At 34.3% G+C, this 18437-nt stretch carries 16 protein-coding genes; 10 read left to right on the forward strand and 6 right to left on the reverse strand.

The window, feature by feature from the left end:
• Positions 1 to 29 precede the first annotated feature (29 nt).
• The 5 genes from NWE55_RS14315 (at position 30) to NWE55_RS14335 (ending at position 7194) form a co-directional block, all read left to right on the forward strand.
• Positions 30 to 662 carry a phage tail-like protein gene (locus NWE55_RS14315; protein WP_155091705.1) on the forward strand — a complete coding sequence of 211 codons (633 nt, stop codon included), beginning with the start codon at positions 30 to 32 and terminating at the stop codon, positions 660 to 662.
• 17 nt (positions 663 to 679) lie between these two features.
• The gene (locus NWE55_RS14320) at positions 680 to 1927 is read left to right on the forward strand and encodes a T9SS type B sorting domain-containing protein (protein ID WP_155091706.1); all 1248 of its coding nucleotides are present in this window, start codon (positions 680 to 682) and stop codon (positions 1925 to 1927) included.
• Positions 1928 to 1942: 15 nt separating this feature from the next.
• Positions 1943 to 2872 carry a PorP/SprF family type IX secretion system membrane protein gene (locus NWE55_RS14325; protein ID WP_258204310.1) on the forward strand — a complete coding sequence of 310 codons (930 nt, stop codon included), beginning with the start codon at positions 1943 to 1945 and terminating at the stop codon, positions 2870 to 2872.
• Positions 2873 to 2890: 18 nt separating this feature from the next.
• Entirely contained in the window at positions 2891 to 4852 is a 1962-nt protein-coding gene (locus NWE55_RS14330) for an OmpA family protein (RefSeq protein WP_160338902.1), read from the forward strand.
• Positions 4853 to 5613: 761 nt separating this feature from the next.
• A complete protein-coding gene (locus NWE55_RS14335; protein WP_258204311.1) occupies positions 5614 to 7194 on the forward strand; it encodes a calcineurin-like phosphoesterase C-terminal domain-containing protein in 1581 nt (526 codons plus the stop codon).
• Positions 7195 to 7324: 130 nt separating this feature from the next.
• Here NWE55_RS14335 and NWE55_RS14340 read toward each other — a convergent pair whose 3' ends face one another.
• A complete protein-coding gene (locus NWE55_RS14340; protein WP_160338901.1) occupies positions 7325 to 7843 on the reverse strand; it encodes a hypothetical protein in 519 nt (172 codons plus the stop codon).
• Positions 7844 to 8208: 365 nt separating this feature from the next.
• Between NWE55_RS14340 and NWE55_RS14345 the strand changes: the two genes are divergently transcribed.
• The 3 genes from NWE55_RS14345 to NWE55_RS14355 all read left to right on the forward strand — a co-directional run bounded on the left by NWE55_RS14345 (position 8209) and on the right by NWE55_RS14355 (position 11374).
• On the forward strand, positions 8209 to 8865 hold the full coding sequence (locus tag NWE55_RS14345) for a hypothetical protein (RefSeq protein ID WP_258204312.1): 657 nt from the start codon (positions 8209 to 8211) through the stop codon (positions 8863 to 8865).
• 346 nt (positions 8866 to 9211) lie between these two features.
• A complete protein-coding gene (locus NWE55_RS14350; RefSeq protein WP_258204313.1) occupies positions 9212 to 9346 on the forward strand; it encodes a hypothetical protein in 135 nt (44 codons plus the stop codon).
• 18 nt (positions 9347 to 9364) lie between these two features.
• The gene (locus NWE55_RS14355; protein ID WP_155092206.1) at positions 9365 to 11374 is read left to right on the forward strand and encodes a S41 family peptidase; all 2010 of its coding nucleotides are present in this window, start codon (positions 9365 to 9367) and stop codon (positions 11372 to 11374) included.
• A gap of 182 nt (positions 11375 to 11556) precedes the next feature.
• On the opposite strand, the gene NWE55_RS14360 is transcribed toward NWE55_RS14355, so the two are convergent.
• A complete protein-coding gene (locus tag NWE55_RS14360) occupies positions 11557 to 12042 on the reverse strand; it encodes a hypothetical protein (protein ID WP_155092207.1) in 486 nt (161 codons plus the stop codon).
• A 270-nt stretch (positions 12043 to 12312) separates the two neighbouring features.
• Here NWE55_RS14360 and NWE55_RS14365 point away from each other — a divergent pair, with 270 nt between their 5' ends.
• Positions 12313 to 13092: an OmpA family protein gene (locus NWE55_RS14365; RefSeq protein WP_160338897.1), complete on the forward strand. Its 780-nt coding sequence runs from the start codon at positions 12313 to 12315 to the stop codon at positions 13090 to 13092.
• Positions 13093 to 13228: 136 nt separating this feature from the next.
• A complete protein-coding gene (locus NWE55_RS14370) occupies positions 13229 to 13912 on the forward strand; it encodes a phosphoribosylaminoimidazolesuccinocarboxamide synthase (RefSeq protein ID WP_160338896.1) in 684 nt (227 codons plus the stop codon).
• Between the two features lie 51 nt (positions 13913 to 13963).
• Here the strand turns inward: NWE55_RS14370 and NWE55_RS14375 are convergent, their stop codons facing one another.
• From NWE55_RS14375 to NWE55_RS14390, 4 genes are all read right to left on the reverse strand, one after another.
• Positions 13964 to 15490, reverse strand: coding sequence for an AbgT family transporter (locus tag NWE55_RS14375; protein WP_155092210.1), 1527 nt, complete (start codon positions 15488 to 15490; stop codon positions 13964 to 13966).
• Positions 15491 to 15599: 109 nt separating this feature from the next.
• Positions 15600 to 16265, reverse strand: a complete 666-nt coding sequence (locus NWE55_RS14380) for a chloramphenicol acetyltransferase (protein WP_258204314.1) — start codon at positions 16263 to 16265, stop codon at positions 15600 to 15602.
• Positions 16266 to 16272: 7 nt separating this feature from the next.
• Positions 16273 to 17052, reverse strand: coding sequence for an enhanced serine sensitivity protein SseB C-terminal domain-containing protein (locus NWE55_RS14385; RefSeq protein ID WP_258204315.1), 780 nt, complete (start codon positions 17050 to 17052; stop codon positions 16273 to 16275).
• Positions 17053 to 17267: 215 nt separating this feature from the next.
• The gene (locus NWE55_RS14390; protein WP_160338892.1) at positions 17268 to 18359 is read right to left on the reverse strand and encodes a M42 family metallopeptidase; all 1092 of its coding nucleotides are present in this window, start codon (positions 18357 to 18359) and stop codon (positions 17268 to 17270) included.
• Positions 18360 to 18437: the final 78 nt, after the last annotated feature.

Here is an 18437-nt window from a genome sequence, read left to right on the forward strand (position 1 = left end):
CTCCCTTTATTTAAAACAAATTCACAATTATGAAAAAAATATATTTAAGTATAACTCTTGCCCTTTTGGCAACAGCTGGTTTTGCACAGACTAAAATAGGTGTTGTAGGTAACTCTAATCCAGATGTAAACACTAATGCAGTATTAGAATTAGATGCAATAAATAAAGGCCTTTTATTACCTCGTGTGGAATTAACCAAAACAACAGAAGCAACTCCTTTAAACGCACATGTTGAAGGGATGACTGTCTATAATACTAAAAAACAGAATGATGTAGTTCCAGGTTTTTACTATAATGATGGTTTAAAATGGCAACAAATGGTAACTACAGATAACAAAGCTGTGAAGTTCTTCTATATGCCTTCTATTGTTTTTGATACGAGTATTATCACTGATCCTGCGACAGTGAAAGAAGTGAATCTATATCAAGAGTATGTAAATCAGTTCGGTATGAAAGATAAATCACGAACATTTAAAAATGATGGTGCTCCTGAAAGCATTCCTTATTTTCATAGTGCTGATCAGTTAGATTACTATGTTACTGATTACGATCCAACTGTTTTTGAGATTGTAAATATCAGTAATGAGGGGATCATGCAGTATAGAATTTTATCAAATGGAACTCCTACCTCGATCATGAATATCGTATTCTCAGTTAAGTAATTTAAAAGTGAAATAGTATGAAAGATTATAGAGCACTTTTAATGGCTTTTGCTTTGTCTTATGCAGGAGTTCATGCACAGACAGTCAACAAAGGAGATCTCTATATTAGCTCAGGTTCTTTAGTATCATCAAAGTATGTATTTGAGAATGTTGACAATGCTAATTTTAGAAACAACGGAACACTTATCCTTGAGGATAATTTGATAAACAATGGGGCATTTTTTGATTACAAGGGCAATACTCCAGAAGGAACCACACTTTTGAAAGGCAAGAAAGTACAGATATTAAGCGGAAATTCTATTACTACGTTTAATAATTTAGAGTTGGTAAATCCCACAGAGCAGAAAGCTTTCGATATCCAAAGTCCAGTTGTGGTAGTTGGCCAAATGACTTTTAACGAGGGGATAGCCCATGTGGATGAAGCGAAAGGATCAGTTACCTTTCTTAAAGGTGCAGCTGCTTCTTTGACTAAAGATAATAGTCATATTCAAGGGCAAGTGGATAAAGAGGGAGACAATGAGTTTATTTTCCCAATTGGAGATCAAGGCTTTTATCGAAAGGCAATTATTTCAGCTCCCGAAAAGGAGAAAGATTTATTTGTAAGTAAGTATTCTTTTGATGATGCACCTTTCTTTAAAGCAAGAGCTAATACTGCTGGTGTAATAGAAGAATTAAATACGAAAGAATACTGGCTGATTGATCGTACTTCAAATACAGAAAGTGATATCATCTTGACTTTGACTTGGGATGAGCGCACCACGCCAGCTGAACTGTTGAAAGATCCTGTAAGGGAATTACACATCGTGAGATGGGATGAAAAGCTTCAGATCTGGGTTGACGAAGGCGGAATAGTAGATGTAGATACTAAGAGTATTTCTACTCCAACTTCTGTGAAAGGATATGGTTTCTTTACACTGGCTACAGTTAATAAAGATTGGCTGTTGGACGGGGATGTCGTGATCTACAATCTTGTATCTGCTAATGGAGATGGCAAAAACGATTTCTTTCGAATTGACAATATAGAGCGTTTTCCAAATAATACAGTTGAGATATTCAACCGTTGGGGAGTGAGGGTGTATGAAACGACAAATTATAACTCTCGAGGAAATGTATTTGTTGGAAAGTCAGATGGACGTGGAACTATTAGTAAAGGTGAGAGTTTACCTACGGGAACTTATTACTATGTAATTACTTATGAATACAAGGATGACAAAGGATCTCGTACTATTAAGAAAGCGGGTTACTTACATTTGGAGACTAACTAATAGAATAAATTCAAAATGAATTATAAAGCATTATTAAAGAATAGTTTATTGGGACTTGTCTTGGTAGGTAGCGCACAGGTAGCTACAGCTCAACAAGATCCTCAATTTACACAGTATATGTATAATCCCTCACAGATAAACCCTGCTTATGCCGGGAGCAGAGGGACACTGAATATCTTCGGACACTACAGAACCCAGTGGGTAGGTATGGAGGGGGCACCAAAGACAGCAAGTGTTTCTGCCAACACACCTATTGGTGAATCAGGTATGGGATTAGGAGTTAATTTTACCAATGACAGATTAGGGGCAATGGATGAGAACAATATTTCGATTGACTTATCTTATGCAATTGATATTAACTATGAGTATAAATTGGCTTTTGGATTAAAGACCACAGCTAATTTAATGAGTGTAGATTTTACAAAGCTTAGAATATTTGACGGTAGTGACAAAGTAAATGACAATGTCAACAATGAGTTTACTCCAAATATTGGAGCAGGGGTTTACCTTTATTCTGATAAATCTTATGTTGGTATTTCTGTTCCAAACTTTTTAACAACAGACCGTTATGATGACAATGAGTTTACTACTCTACGTCAAAAAGCACATTTTTACTTAATGGGGGGATATGTATTTGAACTCAACCCAAGTTTGAAGTTCAAACCAGCAACTCTTATAAAAGTAGTGGAAGGGGCTCCACTGCAAGTAGATTTGACTGCGAATTTCTTGTTCATGGATAAGTTTACTCTAGGAGCAGCTTACCGTTGGGATGCTGCAGTAAGTGGACTTGTAGGGTTCCAAGTGAATGAAAATCTGTTTGTAGGTTATTCTTATGATGCAGAAACAACAAAGCTAGCCAACTATAATTCAGGTTCACATGAAATATTCTTGAAGTTTGAATTATTTAATAGAAGAACGCGTATCAATACGCCGAGATTCTTCTAAAACTAAAAAGAGTAGATTATGAAAAAAAGGATAGTAAGAGCACTTTCTATTGCAGTTTGTTTGTTTGGAGTTTACGGACTCCAAGCGCAAACAGCTAAAGTGAGAAAGGCTGACAAAACTTTTGATCAGTTCGAATATGTAAATGCCATTGAGGTTTACGAGCGAATTGTTGAGAAAGGATATAAAAATGTAAATATACTCTCTAAGCTGGGGGATGCTTATTACTTTAAAGGAGAGCTAAAGGGTGCTCATCAGTGGTATAAAGATTTATTTGTCTTGGCAGAACAAGAACAAGTAAAGTTAGAGTCTGAATACTATTACCGATTTGCACAGACTTTTAGAGCAATAGAAGACTATGAGAGTGCCGACAAGTACTTGGCTGAATTTGCTCGTATTGAGCAAGAGGATAGTCGAGGAAAGTTGTTTATAGCTGATAAGGATACTTACCTTGATGAAATAAACGCGACTATTAAGCGATATGACGTGAAGCCTTTACCAATCAATAGCGAGTACTCTGATTATGGGTCAGCATTGTTGGACAATAAGCTTGTATTTACCTCGGCAAGAGATACAGAAAGTACAAGAGAGGGAAAAAGACACAAATGGACCAATGAGGCCTTTACAAGTCTATACTTCTCCGAAGTAAACGAAAATGGTGAGTTTTCTGAACCGGAGTTATTTGACAAATCTGTCAAAACAAAGGTTAACGAAGCTTCTGCTGTTTTTACTAAAGATGGGCAAACCATGTACTTTACGCGTAATAACTTCAAAAAAGGCAAGAAAGTTCACAATGAACAGTACAGCATCTTACTCAAATTATACAAGGCAAGTAGGTTAAGTGATGGTACGTGGTCTGAAGCAGTGGAGTTGCCATTCAACTCAGATGATTTCAATACAGCTCATCCTGCGTTGTCTCCTGATGAAAAGCTCTTGTATTTTGTCTCAGATAGAAAAGAGAGCCTTGGGCAATCTGACCTTTTTAAAGTTGCAATCAACGATGACGGTTCATTTGGTGAGCCTGTTAATTTAGGAAGTCAAATAAATACAGAAGGAAGAGAAACATTCCCGTTTGTATCTCATGACAATTTCTTATACTTTTCTTCAGATGGCCGCCCTGGTCTTGGAGGATTGGATATTTATAAAGCTAAGATTAACGTAGATGGTAGCCTGTCTAAAGTTGTTAATGTTGGAGCACCAATTAATAGTCCTGGTGATGACTTCGCCTTTTTTATCAATGATAAAAACCGCAAAGGTTTCATTTCTTCTAATAGAGAAGCTGGTATGGGTGGAGATGATATTTACTTCTTTCAAGTAGTGGATTGTAAACAACAAATCAGAGGTAAGGTATTTGATAACAGTACAACTTTTGTTATCCCAACTGCCACTGTTGTTCTATATGACAATAACTACAAAGAAATCGGTCAGTATAACGTAGATGAGAATGGTGCTTATATCACTGAATCACTACCGTGTAACTTCAAGTTTAGATTAAAAGCAAGTGCACAGGGATATAACACCAATGAAGTTACAACAGTACTTGGCCGTGAATTTGACGCTTTTAATGAAGTGAATATCGGACTTGATCCGATTGTGGAGAAGATTGAAAAAGACGATGACTTGTTCAAGAAGTTGAAATTAGAGCCAATTTACTTTGATTTTGACAAGTCGAATATTCGTCCTGATGCAGCAATTGAATTAGCAAAAGTTGTGGAAGTCTTGCAAATGTACCCTCAACTTAAAATAGATGTTCGCTCGCATACCGATAGTCGTGGTAACGATGCTTATAATTTGAAACTATCAGATAGACGTGCCAAATCTACAATCAGCTGGATGGTTAAACAAGGTATTCAGAGTGATAGAATATCTGGTAAAGGATATGGTGAATCACAGTTAGTGAATAAGTGTAAGAACAATGTTCCTTGTACTAAAGCACAACATCAAGAGAACAGAAGAAGTGAATTTATTATTTTAGATATTTAACCACTTGATTATGCATAGTTAGGTCTTTGGATCTACTTTGTAAGGAAATAACCTAAAGGAGTTGCTGAATTATTTAGCAACTCCTTTTTTTGTACCCATTAGGGAGATGAAATAAGATAAAAAGTACCTAATTATCTTAATAAATATCTAAAAAGTACCAAATATGGAATATTTCGAAAAAAGAAAGCGAATTATACTTTAAAAAATTAAGGACTAACAAAAAAATATTATCAAAAAAGGCTATCATTTAAAATAGAGATTAACATCTATTTCTACATATTCGCAAAAAGACATTAGTTCATCATTTTTATAGACTTTTTAAGGAAAAAAATTAGCAGAGCCTAAGAGCTTTGTCTACTTTTGTAAAGTGATAAATGAATAAGAGGTAAATACTTAACTCTTTCGTTTATATCTATTTGAGTTTGTCTACATCTTATAAGACCTTACTCTTTTTTAATTTGAACTATTATAGAATCAATTTCTATTAAGTTATATGTTGTTTCCTTATAAAAGCTCTAAATCACTTAGAGCTTTTATTTTTTTATGGTGTATTGAAGTATTGTCTTGCTCTTTTCATATCTCATCCTGTTAAATCATCGTAATTTAATATACGCCCTCTAATCTTAACAATAGGGTAAAAGTCAGTTAATATTGCATATTTACTTTTGTGTAATGATTCAGTAGTGGTTTTGTACTATCTAATTTTAGAATATGAAGAATAGATATACAAGCTATCATTACTCTTATAAACCAATAAAACGATGAAAAAAAGATTTTACACTCTTGCTTTTGTATTGACTGCAGTTGTTGCAGTAGGACAAAATAGCGTAAAAGGGTATGTATTTGTAGACAAAAATCAAAATGGCAAAAAAGAAAGAAAAGAGGAAGTACTTTCGGGCGTTAGTGTATCAAACGGAGTTGATGTTGTACAAACAGATCATAAGGGGTTTTACGAATTACCTTTAACAGGCGATAACCAAATATTTGTGATTAAACCAAGTCAATACACTACAGCTGTTGATCAGTATAATTTACCGAAAACCTATGTAACTCATAAGCCGAAAGGATCGCCTAAAGGTACTCAGTACGAAGGGGTGGCTCCAACGGGAAAATTGCCAAAAGAGGTTAATTTTGCCATGATACCACAAGAGGAGTCTGCTGATTTTAAAGCTTTTGTTTTTGGAGATCCACAACCTTATAGTTTACAAGAATTGGATTATTTCAAAAAGGCAATTGTCGATGAGGTGAAACACAAAACAGATGGAATATCATTTGGGATTAGCTTAGGAGATTTAGTGGGGGATAAGTTAGACTTGCATACGCCTTATAAGGATGTGATGAAGCAAGTGGGCTTACCGTGGTACAACGTGATGGGGAATCACGATATGAACTATGAGGCAACAGAAGATATATACTCTGACGAAACTTTCGAGAAAAACTTCGGACCAGCAAACTATGCTTTTAATTATGGAGAAGCACACTTTATCGTATTAGACGATATTCTATACCCACACCCTATCAAGAAGAAAGGATATTTAGGAGGTTTTAGAAAAGATCAAATAGCGTTTGTCAAGAATAATTTAAAGTACGTAGACAAGGATAAACTTGTTGTTATCTCTTTACACATCCCTTTGTTTATCGGAGGCGAAAAGCACTTTGATCAAGAGTCAAGACAAGAGTTGTTAGATGTGTTAAGTGGTCATGAGAATATTTTGGTATTATCTGCTCATACGCATTATCAAATGCACCAATTCTATACCAAGGAGCATGGATGGTCAGGAGTTAAGCCGATTCACGAATACAATGTTGGAACTACTTCTGGAGATTGGTATTCTGGAGAGTTTAACGAGTTAGGGGTTCCTGCTTCTACCATGAGAGATGGTACGCCAAGAGGGTATGCTACTTTAGTTGTAAAAGGGAATGAGTATGCACTGGATTATAAGGTTTCTGGAGAATCTGAAGATTACAAAATGGAATTGTTCATGCCAAAGGTTATGGCAGACAAAAGAGCAGGTAACTATCGTGTTTATGCTAATGTCTTTATGGGAACAGAGCGCGATCAAGTGGAGTACAGAGTCAATGAAGGACAATGGAAGAAAATGAATAAAGAGAATGGGGTAGATCCAGCCTTTTATGCAGAAGTACAAAAATATGACTTGACAGATGAACTACTTGGAGGTAGAAAACCTTCAAATCCAATAAACTCATCACATCTATGGAGTGCTAAATTGCCTTTCAATATTGGAGTTGGTGAGCATACGGTCGAAGTAAGAGTAAAAGACATGTTTGGTAGAGAGTACACAGAAAAGAAAACCTACAGAATAGAAAAGAGTAAGTATTAAATTTTTTCATAAGGTGTTATCTTTTAAAAAGTCTATTGGCTTTTAAAAGAATATGCCTACGCAAATTCGTTGTGTTAAAGTAGCCCAACAGCATCTGCTGTTGGGCTATTTGTTTAGAGTATAAATGACTTTATTGTTTTTCGGCATTTGATTTAGCAAGTAGTTTTTGAACAAAACTGATCTTTTGCTTGCCATACATCGTACTGCTTAGGGTGTCTATCTCGGCCCACATTTCCAATTTTTCCATGCACATTAGAATATTGCACAGCAAGTAAAACCGAGTAATTTCAGTGAAGTGATTGACGTATAGTCTTGTGACTCCCTGCATGCAAAGCGTTTCTACGTCTTCTCTTTCTTTGTTGTAAAAATGTTTTTCGATGTTCTCTTTACTTAACATACTCTCAGAGCTATCTCCTAGTAAATGAGCAATCGATGACAGCGCCTCTTTGAAGCAGGAAAGTGCAAGTTCATAGCCTTGGCAATAATAGTAAGCTATTCCTTTGTTGAAAAAGTTCTGTACTGAATCTTCTTCCTGTTCACAGAGTTTACACGCTTCAATGTATCTCTTTTGCAGAAGTAATAACACTATCAATTGCTCGTCAGAACTTGTAATTTGTTGCAATTCGTAACTTCTATTTTCGAGTTTCATAATTACAGTATTTAATGTTATTCTATTTTTTCTACTCTAAAGTTACTCATTTTTTGAATTAGTATCAATACCTGAGCTTTGTTAAGCTATGGTTTGAACAGAGAGAATGATCTATCTGTCTTCAAGAAATTAGCAAGTAGTGTAATAAGTGTCAAAATGGTGTTTTCTTCTAATTGTCAGTGATATTATGGTATTATTTATTGTTTTAATAGTGTTCCCCGTTTCCCGTTTTCGGTCCTCCAGTTCCCCAGACTTTGCCCGGCGGTCGCTGCGATCTTATTCAGATAATGATAGGGTTTACGCAAAACTATAAGAGCATAAAGGTATAATGTTATAAATTTGAGGTATATATTGAAGTATTAACTATGAGAAAGTTATTGTCTTTTGTTGTGATATTGTTTTTAGGAGGATCTGTTTATGCTCAAGATGTTACTTATGAACAAGTTGAGTTACCAAGTATTGGTACTATTTTGATCCCAAGTACAATGGAACTACAAAAAGGGAAGTACGAGGAGTTTAGCAAGAAGTTTGTTGAAGCAGGTACAAGAATGTTAGGTGAAGAAGTTTCTGAGAATCGCATTGTTTTCCAACCTAAGGGAATTAATGATTTTACAAAGGATGGTCTTGCTATGTATGCAAGAATTATCATAGAAACAGACATATCCGGCCCTGGAGATTATTTTAAGTTGAAGGATGTGGAAGATTTGCCTGAAAGTGAATTAGTTGAAATTAGTTCTTTTGCAGAGAATGAAATGAGGGATATGTTGTATGATACGAATTTGAAGATCGTAGAATGGTTAGGTGTTTCTATGGTGAAGATTAAAGGCTATACTATTTTCAAAATGTCTTACATCCGTCAGTTAGGCCAGAATCCCTTAGTGAAGGTTCACACATATATTTTTCAAAATTACGATAGGCAACATAGGTTGATTGTATCTTATCGCGTAAAAGATTCGGAACTATGGGAGTCATCATTTAATAAAGTGGCGAATAGTTTTCAGATCACTAACATCAGACAATAGATTATAAGTGTAAGGTCGACTAACTGTAAGTTGTCTTAATAAAGGCAAGATAGGGACGGATATAGGCGAGGTAAACATTAGGCTAAAAGCGGTCTGATGAGTATATTTACACTGAAAAAATACAAGAATTAAAATGGCAATAAAGAAGTCAGAGTTATATAGCTCAAAGTAGTGAGACTTTGGGCAGTGAAGGTTAGTGTAGTGTGCAGTTATATAGCTGAGAGTCTACAGACTTTGTACGGCGGGTTTTGTTTTTTAACTATTTGTAATTAACTTCCAAAGCTAAACCAACTTAAACACTATAGTGATGAAAAAAATAATACTTTGTATTATTACCATTTTGGCAATGATAAATTCTACTGCTCAATCTTTAGCAGACAATTTTGGGTTTGAATCTTCTAATGTAGATCTACCTACTAATTTATGGCAACAGATAGGAAGTAATAAATATACTTATACTGTTAGCGTTGATGTTGTTTAAGAAGGAAAACAGTCCCTTGTGATTAATAATCAAGACAAGCAATCATCATATGGAGATTTTGGAGGTGTGTATTTTGAGTTTCCAAATACCTATATAGGTAAGGAAATGGAACTCACTGTGTATTTAAAAACAAATGAAGTTACTGGTACAGCTGGAGTTTTTTATAAAACAGATGCTCGTATGCCTATCCAATATGCTGAGGTTAAAGGAGTCAAAGGTACTAATGATTGGCAGAAGATTAGTTTAAAGAAAGCAATTAAGCAGAGTCATATTGATCAAATAGGTATAGGCGTAATGTTGAAAGGTAGCGGTACTATTTGGGTAGATCAAGTAGAATTGAAAATTGATGGTCAAGATTATAAAAATAGTACAGTTTATACTAAACCTATCTATAAGGCAGACTTAGATAAGATGTTTGATAATGGCTCTGAAGTTGAGATACCAAGTAATTACAATGAAGAAGATTTGGATAAACTAGCTTTACTTGGACAGTTTTGGGGCTTTTTAAAGTATCATCATCCAATGATAGCTAAAGGTGAGTATAATTGGGATTATGAACTTTTTAGAATACTACCAAAGTATTTATCAGTTAAGACGAAGGAGCAAACACAGCAGATATTATTAAATTGGATTGATAGTTTGGGTACACTACCTCATTCTTCAAAAGAAATAGAAAACTCTATTGCTATGGATTGGATAAGTAAGTATGACCTGAACCATGAACTGCAAAGTAGATTAAAAACAATTGCAAATTTTCCATTAACAGAAGATCATTATTACCTTACTCAGGGTAGGTATGTTCCTATAGCAGATTATATAAATGAGCGACCATATGAGCAATTTGCATTGCCAGATACTGGTTTTAGATTACTAGCTTTATATCGTTATTGGAATATGGTAGAGTATTTCTATCCATATAAAAGTTTGATTGATAATAAGTGGTCAGAGGTATTAAGCACTCACTTAAGACCATTTATTGATGCTTCAACAGAATTAGCTTATGAATTAGCTTTAACAGCCTTGCTAACTGAATTGAATGATTCACATGCATTGTTATTAGCAGGTAATAATGCTATTGAACAATCATTAGGAGAATATCATGCACCTATACGTTTAAATAAGATAGAAGGTAAATGGATAGTCACAGAAATATACAATCCAGAATTATTGAATGGTATAGAAATTAAAGTTGGGGATGAGGTAACTCATATCAATCAAGAAACTTTAGCATCGATAGAGATTAGAAATAAGAATCGCTATCCAGCCTCTAATGATGCAGTGTATTATAGAGATTTACAACGAGACTTATTGCGCTCGCCAAAAGAGATTCTCAATATCACATACTTATCAGGAAATAAGTCTAAAAGTATTGATCTCAAATTATATAAACGCAAAGAATTAAATATATACTATACTTTCAAAGTAGATAGAACCAAAAAAGGCTATTATCTTTTAAATAATAATATAGGGTATATCACTTTAGCAAATGTAACTAATGAGGATATAGAGGAAGTAAAGAAGCAGTTTAGTGACACTAAAGGTATTATTATTGATGCTCGTAATTATCCATCTGCATTTGTACCTCATAGCCTAGGAAGCTATTTTGTCTGTAAACCGACTCCTTTTTTAAAAAATTTATTTCCTACTTTAAGCTTTCCAGGGGCTTTTGAATTTAGTAAGGAGTTAACTATAAAACCAGGAGAGACTAAGTATAAAGGAAAAGTAGTTGTTTTGATTAACGAAGTTAGTCAGAGTGCTTCAGAATACGCTATCATGGCTTTAAAAGCAGGTGATAATGTTACCTTAGTAGGAGCACATACAGCAGGAACCAATGGAGATACAGCTCAAGTAGTTTTGCCAGGTAATAGAGTGGCTCTAATAGGAGGTGCAGGAATTTATTACCCTAGTGGTAATGTTACACAACGTGAGGGGATTAAACCCGATGTAGAAGTAAATATTACTCGTAAAGGAATTATTGAGGGTAAAGATGAAGTATTAGAAAAAGCAAAAGAGCTATTGATGAGGTAGTTTTTTTATATTAAATCAACGATGAAATATTTTATCTATTGGATTTTTTCACTGTCAGAAACCTTGCTAGTATTTATTTTTATAATTTAAGGAGTCGACTTTGCGTTACAGTTTTGCTTAGCAAGTCCAGTCCTTTACCCTTTAATAATTCTTACAAATTAGAACCTCCTATTATTGATAGTTTATCTAATAGTAATATCTCTAACAAACTTTAGACAAGAGCTTTGTTTGTTGAGGCAAGTGAGCCCATCATCCTTTGGAAAACATAAACTTGTAAATGGATGTTGGTTAATGCAATGGTTCTTGCCAAGCATGAAAAAGGTTGCTTCACTACGGAGAATTGTAACAAGGTGTAATAAAGATACAATTGTATGAGTATTGGTTTGTAGAACGAGGTAATAAAGGTTTTGTTCGTTTTTTATTTCCATCTTCTTGATACTGGATAAAGTAGGAATATAGGATTGAAAGTAGGTCAGTAGCTCTTGTTTAAGCTTTCTCTCTTTCATTAGGTATTTGTAGTTATCATTACCTTCAAGAATATCGTCAATGCGAATAAGACTTTTTTCGTAGACAGGTACAATGCGATATGGTTTATTGTCATGGTTGTTCTTTTGACTGAATGCTAAAGCAACCTTGAAAAGGATAAGTAGTAGAAGTATTTGTCTCATTTTTTTTTGATAATGAATAACAATAATTGTTTGCTTTGTATAAAAACTAATTATTAAAATAAGCTTGTGTTTGTGTGGTTTTTAGTAAATATTATATTAAAGTGTTTGGTTTGTGAGTATAGTAAGAATGTTAACCTTATTTGATATTAATAATTTACACTACAGTGTATTATTTGATTAGTTGCTTTTATAAATAAAAAATGTTTCTTTATTGAAGTGTTAACTATTTTTGTATATTTGAGTGTAGTAGATTCTAGGAAAAAAGTAATTATGAAAAATTTGTATTTAATTGTATGTGGTGTATTGCTGATGGGAAGCACTACTGTCTCAGCTCAAAAAATTGAAGGAAAGATATTTGATAAGGAGCTGAATGCTCCAATTGCTGATGGGGATATTACTTTTTATAGTAAGAAAGGAGATAGAATTGCGACTGTTTATACCAATACAAGTGGTCAGTATGAGTTTGAGCCTAAAGACTTGGCCTTAGTGCATAAGATAGTGGGAACAGCAAAAGATTATACAAAAGCAGAAGTGCTAGTGAATCAAATAGAAAATGGAGTTGTTGCTAATTTTGGTCTTTTAAAGGATAAAGGCACTTTAAAAAATAACACGTCTTATACCGCTAAAGAAACTGAGGCGCGTGCAAGATTTAAAGAAGAGACGGTAGACAATGGTAGGAGCTTAACAGTAAGTAGAAAAGATTATAGCTTTGTGACTTTGCCTACTTTTTATTACGATTTTAATAGTTCGTATATGACACCTGAGAATAAATCAGTTGTTGATCAAATTGTTAGTTTGATGAGACAAGACAACTCTATTCGAATTAGAATTCACGTTTACAATGATACAAGAGGAAATTCAAAGTACAATGAATGGTTAACTGAACGAAGAGCAACTAGAGTGTACGACTATATGATTGCTAAGGGAATTTCAAGAGATCGATTAGGTACAAGAGTAGAGACTATTAATAGTGATATTCCAAGAAAATCAGATAGCTATGCAAGATCTTCTTCTCAAGAGAATAGAAGATGTGATTTTGAAATTATGTAAAAATTTAGTTTGTTGAAATAGTATAAAGCTCCTTATTTGAAAATATTACAAATAAGGAGCTTTTTTTGTGCTTTATAATGTGCGAGGTTGGTTGAATTATCTTATTTTTGGTCAATAATAACAACACAACAATTTTATGGAACTTAAGTACAAAGGAAAAACAAAAGATGTTTATTCAATTGGAGGTAATCAAGTATTATTAAAGTTTAAGGATGATGTAACTGGAGAGAATGGGGTGTTTGACCCTGGAGCAAATACTGTAGGACTTTCTATTGAAGGAGTTGGGAAGAGTGGACTTAGAATGACAAAACACTTTTTTGAATTATTAAAAACAAAGAAGGTACCCTCACATTATGTGTCAGCTGATATAGAAGATGTTTCAATGGTTGTCAAAGAAGCAATTCCATTTGGTAAAGGCTTAGAAGTCATTTGTCGATTTAGAGCAGTAGGGAGCTTTTATAGAAGATATGGGGCATATGTGCAAGTGGGAGATCACTTAGATAGTCTGGTTGAATTGACAATTAAAGATGATGAAAGAGGAGATCCTACTATTTCAAAAGATACTTTGAGTATGCTTGGCATTTTAAGTGATGTAGAATATGAAGCATTAAAGCAATTAACAAAAACGATTTGTCGCTATATTAAAGAGGAATTAGCAACTAAAGGATTGGAGTTATATGATATCAAGTTAGAGTTTGGACGTGATAAAGCTACAAATGATATTATCCTAATAGATGAAATATCTGGTGGGAATATGAGAGTTTATAAAGGAGATAAGTATATTGAACCATTAGAACTCGAAAAGGAGTTCTTTAAATAAAACAAAAGCCCTCACATTGTGTGAGGGCTTTTTTTATATCTATAAGTAATTTTATTGTACTGCTATTTCTAATTGTGCTCCAGGACCAATTGGTATTCCAAACCATATCCAAATGATCAGTAAGATAGACCATCCAATAAAGAATACAATAGTGTATGGGAGCATAGTGGATACAATAGTTCCAATACCAGCTTTTTTATCGTATCGCTGCATAAAGGCAACAATAAGAGCAAAATAACTCATCATCGGTGAGATTATATTAGTAACACTATCACCAATGCGATAAGCTACTTGAACTAACTCAGGTGAGTATCCCAATAGCATAAACATGGGTATAAAAACAGGTGCCATAATCGCCCATTTAGCAGATGCACTTCCCATAATCAAGTTAATCAATGCAGATACAATCACAAAAGCAAGCATTAATGGGATTGCACCCAAACCTGACTTTTGAAGTGTTTCAGCTCCTTCTATGGCAAATATTAAACCGAGGTTTGTCCAGTTAAAATAGGCTACGAATTGAGCAGCAAAGAAGACAAGAACAATATATGAGCCTAATGTTTGCATTGCCTTAGACATTCCCTTCATAACGTCTTCATCATTTTTGATTGTCTTGGCACCAATTCCATAAGCAATACCTCCAATTGCTGAACCAATGAATAATAAGGCAACTATTCCTGACATAAAAGGAGATTTTAGTATTTGTCCATCTTCACTTCTTAAATATCCGTTCTCAGGAATCAAACCACCAAGAATAAAAGCAGTGAATAACAACCCGCCAATTAGCGCGTAAATAAGTCCTCTTTTTTCAAGTTTAGTTAATGGTTCAATAGATATAGCCTCTTCGTCACCTTTGTATTCACCTAACCTTGGAACTACAATTCTTTCCGTAACCCAAGTACCTAAAATGGCAATAAGAAAGGTTGAGACAAATAAGAAGTAATAATTTGCAGCAGGGTTAACTACATAGGTAGGATCAATAATTCGTGCCGCTTCTTCAGATAATCCAGCTAATAAAGGATCGATAGTACCAAGTAATAAGTTAGCACTATAGCCTCCGGATACTCCCGCAAATGCTGCGGCTAATCCTGCTATTGGATGTCTTCCTGCTGCCAGGAATATAATAGCAGCTAAAGGAACAAGCAATACGTAACCAACTTCACTTGCAGTATTTGACAAAATACCAGCAAATACGATTACAAAGGTTAAAAGCTTTTTAGGTGAGGATAGAACGATCTTTTTAAGTACCGTCCCAATAAGTCCAGATCCCTCCGCAATACCGATTCCCAATAGGGAAACAAGTACTGTACCGAGTGGGGCAAAGTTGGTGAAGTTAGTCACCATCTTAGTCAGTATTAAATGAAGTCCTTCTGCACTGACAAGATTAAAAGATTGTATTTCTTCTTTTGTTCCAGGGTGTATTACCGATAAATTGAAAAAACTAGCTATCCAAGAAGCAACAATAACTAATAGTGCAAAACTTGCAAATAAGGTTGCTGGGTGGGGTAGTAGATTTCCGATTCGCTCTACCGAAGATAAAAACCGATCTACTAAACTTTTCTTTGTTTCTGTACTCATTCTATATTCTTAATTAATTAAAAGTCGCAATATAGTACTTTTTCGTTATGTTAAGAATAATTATAATAAAACAGAAAATTTTCTTAATGGTTGCGCTAATGCCCAATAATTAGGGAGTCATCCAATTCTCAACATGATCACATAGATTCTGGATATCTTGTAAAAACATAGATGTATGATAACCATCAGCAATAGCGTGATTAACATATATACTTAGGCTGATTTTAACTTTGTTTCCTTCTGTATAGTATTTGCCAAATCGAATAATAGGTTGAAGGAAATTAGAGTCTTGTATCGTGTCTTGACTAATGGATTCAAAGTTTATCCAAGGTACACAAGATATGGGAATTAAGTTAGCAGGTTGATTCTCTCTTATTTTAATTCCCTTTTTATCTTTGTACGTGTTAATATCTTGAATGATTATATTGTAAAACTCTTGGAAGTCTTCGTGATACTCGCTCCATAAATCCGAGAAGCTACAATCGTCTTTGTGAAATATTGTAAAAGATGGTTGCATAAAACTCCACTGTCCTAATTGTCCATTGTAAATAACAGTGCGAAAGGATTCGCTGTTATTAATGGCTCTGATAATCACATATAGGAAAATAGGGAAGAACTTGTAGTTACTATCCTTGTATTTGTGAAAAAGAGTAGTAATGTCAATTTTAATACTGACAGTATACTTTGATTTTAAATTATTGTGATAATACTCAAAGTAAGGTTTACGTGGCCAATTCTCAAGATCTATAGGGTGAAATATCGCTTTAGAGTGCATTTATAAATTATTTTTTCGAATAGAAAGGCGTGGACTGATTGTAAAAGAACTCACTAAAGTCACCTCCTTTTTCAAGTTTTACTATATCAATTACTTCATCTGCTTTTAAATGTTGTTGACAGATTGTAGAAGTGAGTTTTGCTATCTGGCTAAATGGCAATTCTCCTTCGGTTTCAATGGCGATAATATAATGAGCATTTGTATCAATTTGATCCATAAAAGTCCATCCTATATGAGCGTGGGTAATTGCAATAATGCTTTTAAACATATTTGACAAATCACTGAGTAACGCTGTAGGACTTTGTTCTGGTGCCCCAATCAGGGCATTCATTCTCGTGTGAATAACAGGACTGTGTTTTGGAGTAAATATTGATCCGTTTAGCATTTCAGAAATTTCTATCGGAATTAACTCTTTGTAGTATTTAGAGAAAGGGTTGACAATGATTTGATTTCCGATGGTCAATTCCAAGAAAGAACGGCCTCTAACTTTTATATAATCCATTTCTTGTGTAATTGCTCCTGAATCATAAATCCTGTCGGGATTTGTAAATACAGGGATTACACCATTGTCAAGGGCTATAATTGGAACATGAGGGTCAATACCAACTGTTAGTTCAGAACTAGTATAACCTTGTTCAACTAAAACATATATATAATCTTTAAGCATGCGTTCGTAGAACAATGCTCTGTATTCTGGCTTGGTTGCAGCTTCCTCAATAATTTGAGCTAAAGTCAAATTCTTATTGATTTTACCTGTGTTTTTTTTGCTTTTGTTGTAGAAAGACATTTTCTTAATTTGTTTTATTCAAAAGTACATTAATTAATTGGTTCAAGTCAAGAAATACAGCGAAATTGAATGGGAATATATTGGATCAAACGCAGTAAGAAATGAGATTTGCATTGATCTTATGCAGGAGTATTATTCGGTTTACTAATGGGCAATGGTCTTGATCAATTACAATTAAAAAAAGAGGCTGTTATTTAAAACAGCCTCCATATTTGTTATTTAAAGTAAGAGAAAGTTTCGTTATTCTCTATTTTTAGTACTGATTCATAAATCAAGCGGATTGTATTTTCTACGTCATCCTTGTGAACCATTTCAACAGTTGTATGCATATAACGCAATGCTAAAGAAATAAGTGCAGAGGCAACACCTCCATTGCTATAAGCAAAAGCATCCGTATCAGTTCCTGTAACGCGTGACATTGCATTACGCTGAAATGGAATATTGTTTGCTACAGCTGTATCTTCAATTAGCTCTCTTAGTTTATTTTGAATAGCAGGTGCATATCCGATAACAGGACCTCTACCGATTTTGTTATCTCCTTCGATGTTTTTCTCTACCATAGGAGTATTAGAATCGTGGCACACATCTGTGACTATAGCAACGTTTGGCTTAATGGTCTGGGTAATCATTTCAGCTCCGCGAAGACCAACTTCTTCTTGTACTGCATTGACGATATAAAGTCCAAAAGGCAATACTTTATTGTTCTCCTTTAAGAGTCTTGCCACTTGAGCAATCATAAAACCTCCAATTCTATTGTCAATTGCTCTACAGACAAATTTGTTGTTGTTTAACACTGTAAATGTATCAGGGTATGTGATAACACAGCCTACGTGAACACCAAGTGTTTCTACTTCAGCTTTTGTTTCACATCCTACATCGATAAAGTTTGTTTCAATTTTTGGAGCATCTTCTTTTCCAGCTCTATTTCTAATGTGGATTGCTGGCCAGCCAAATACACCTTCTACAATTCCCTTTTTAGTATGTATATGTACGCGTTTTGAAGGTGCAATCATATGATCACTACCACCGTTTCTTATCACGTGTATAAACCCATCATCAGTGATGTATTTTACATACCAAGAAATCTCATCAGCATGTCCTTCAATTACTACTTTATAAGGAGCATCAGGATTGATAACCCCGACAGCTGTTCCATAGGTATCCGTGATGAAGGTGTCTACATAAGGTTTAAGGTATTGCATCCATAACTTTTGTCCATTTACCTCGTGTCCTGTAGCAGAAGTATTGTTTAAATAAGCTTCTAAAAAAGCCATTGAATCCTCATTCAAAATCTTGTTTGTGCTCATGTTTAGTTTTTTCGCTAATTTAATTAGAAAAGTGTTATAACTCAATTAAAATAGCTAATTTTGGGTATATTTAACCTT

It is taken from the genome of Myroides albus (genome assembly GCF_024722315.1).
In the GTDB taxonomy this organism is placed as follows: domain Bacteria; phylum Bacteroidota; class Bacteroidia; order Flavobacteriales; family Flavobacteriaceae; genus Flavobacterium; species Flavobacterium album_A.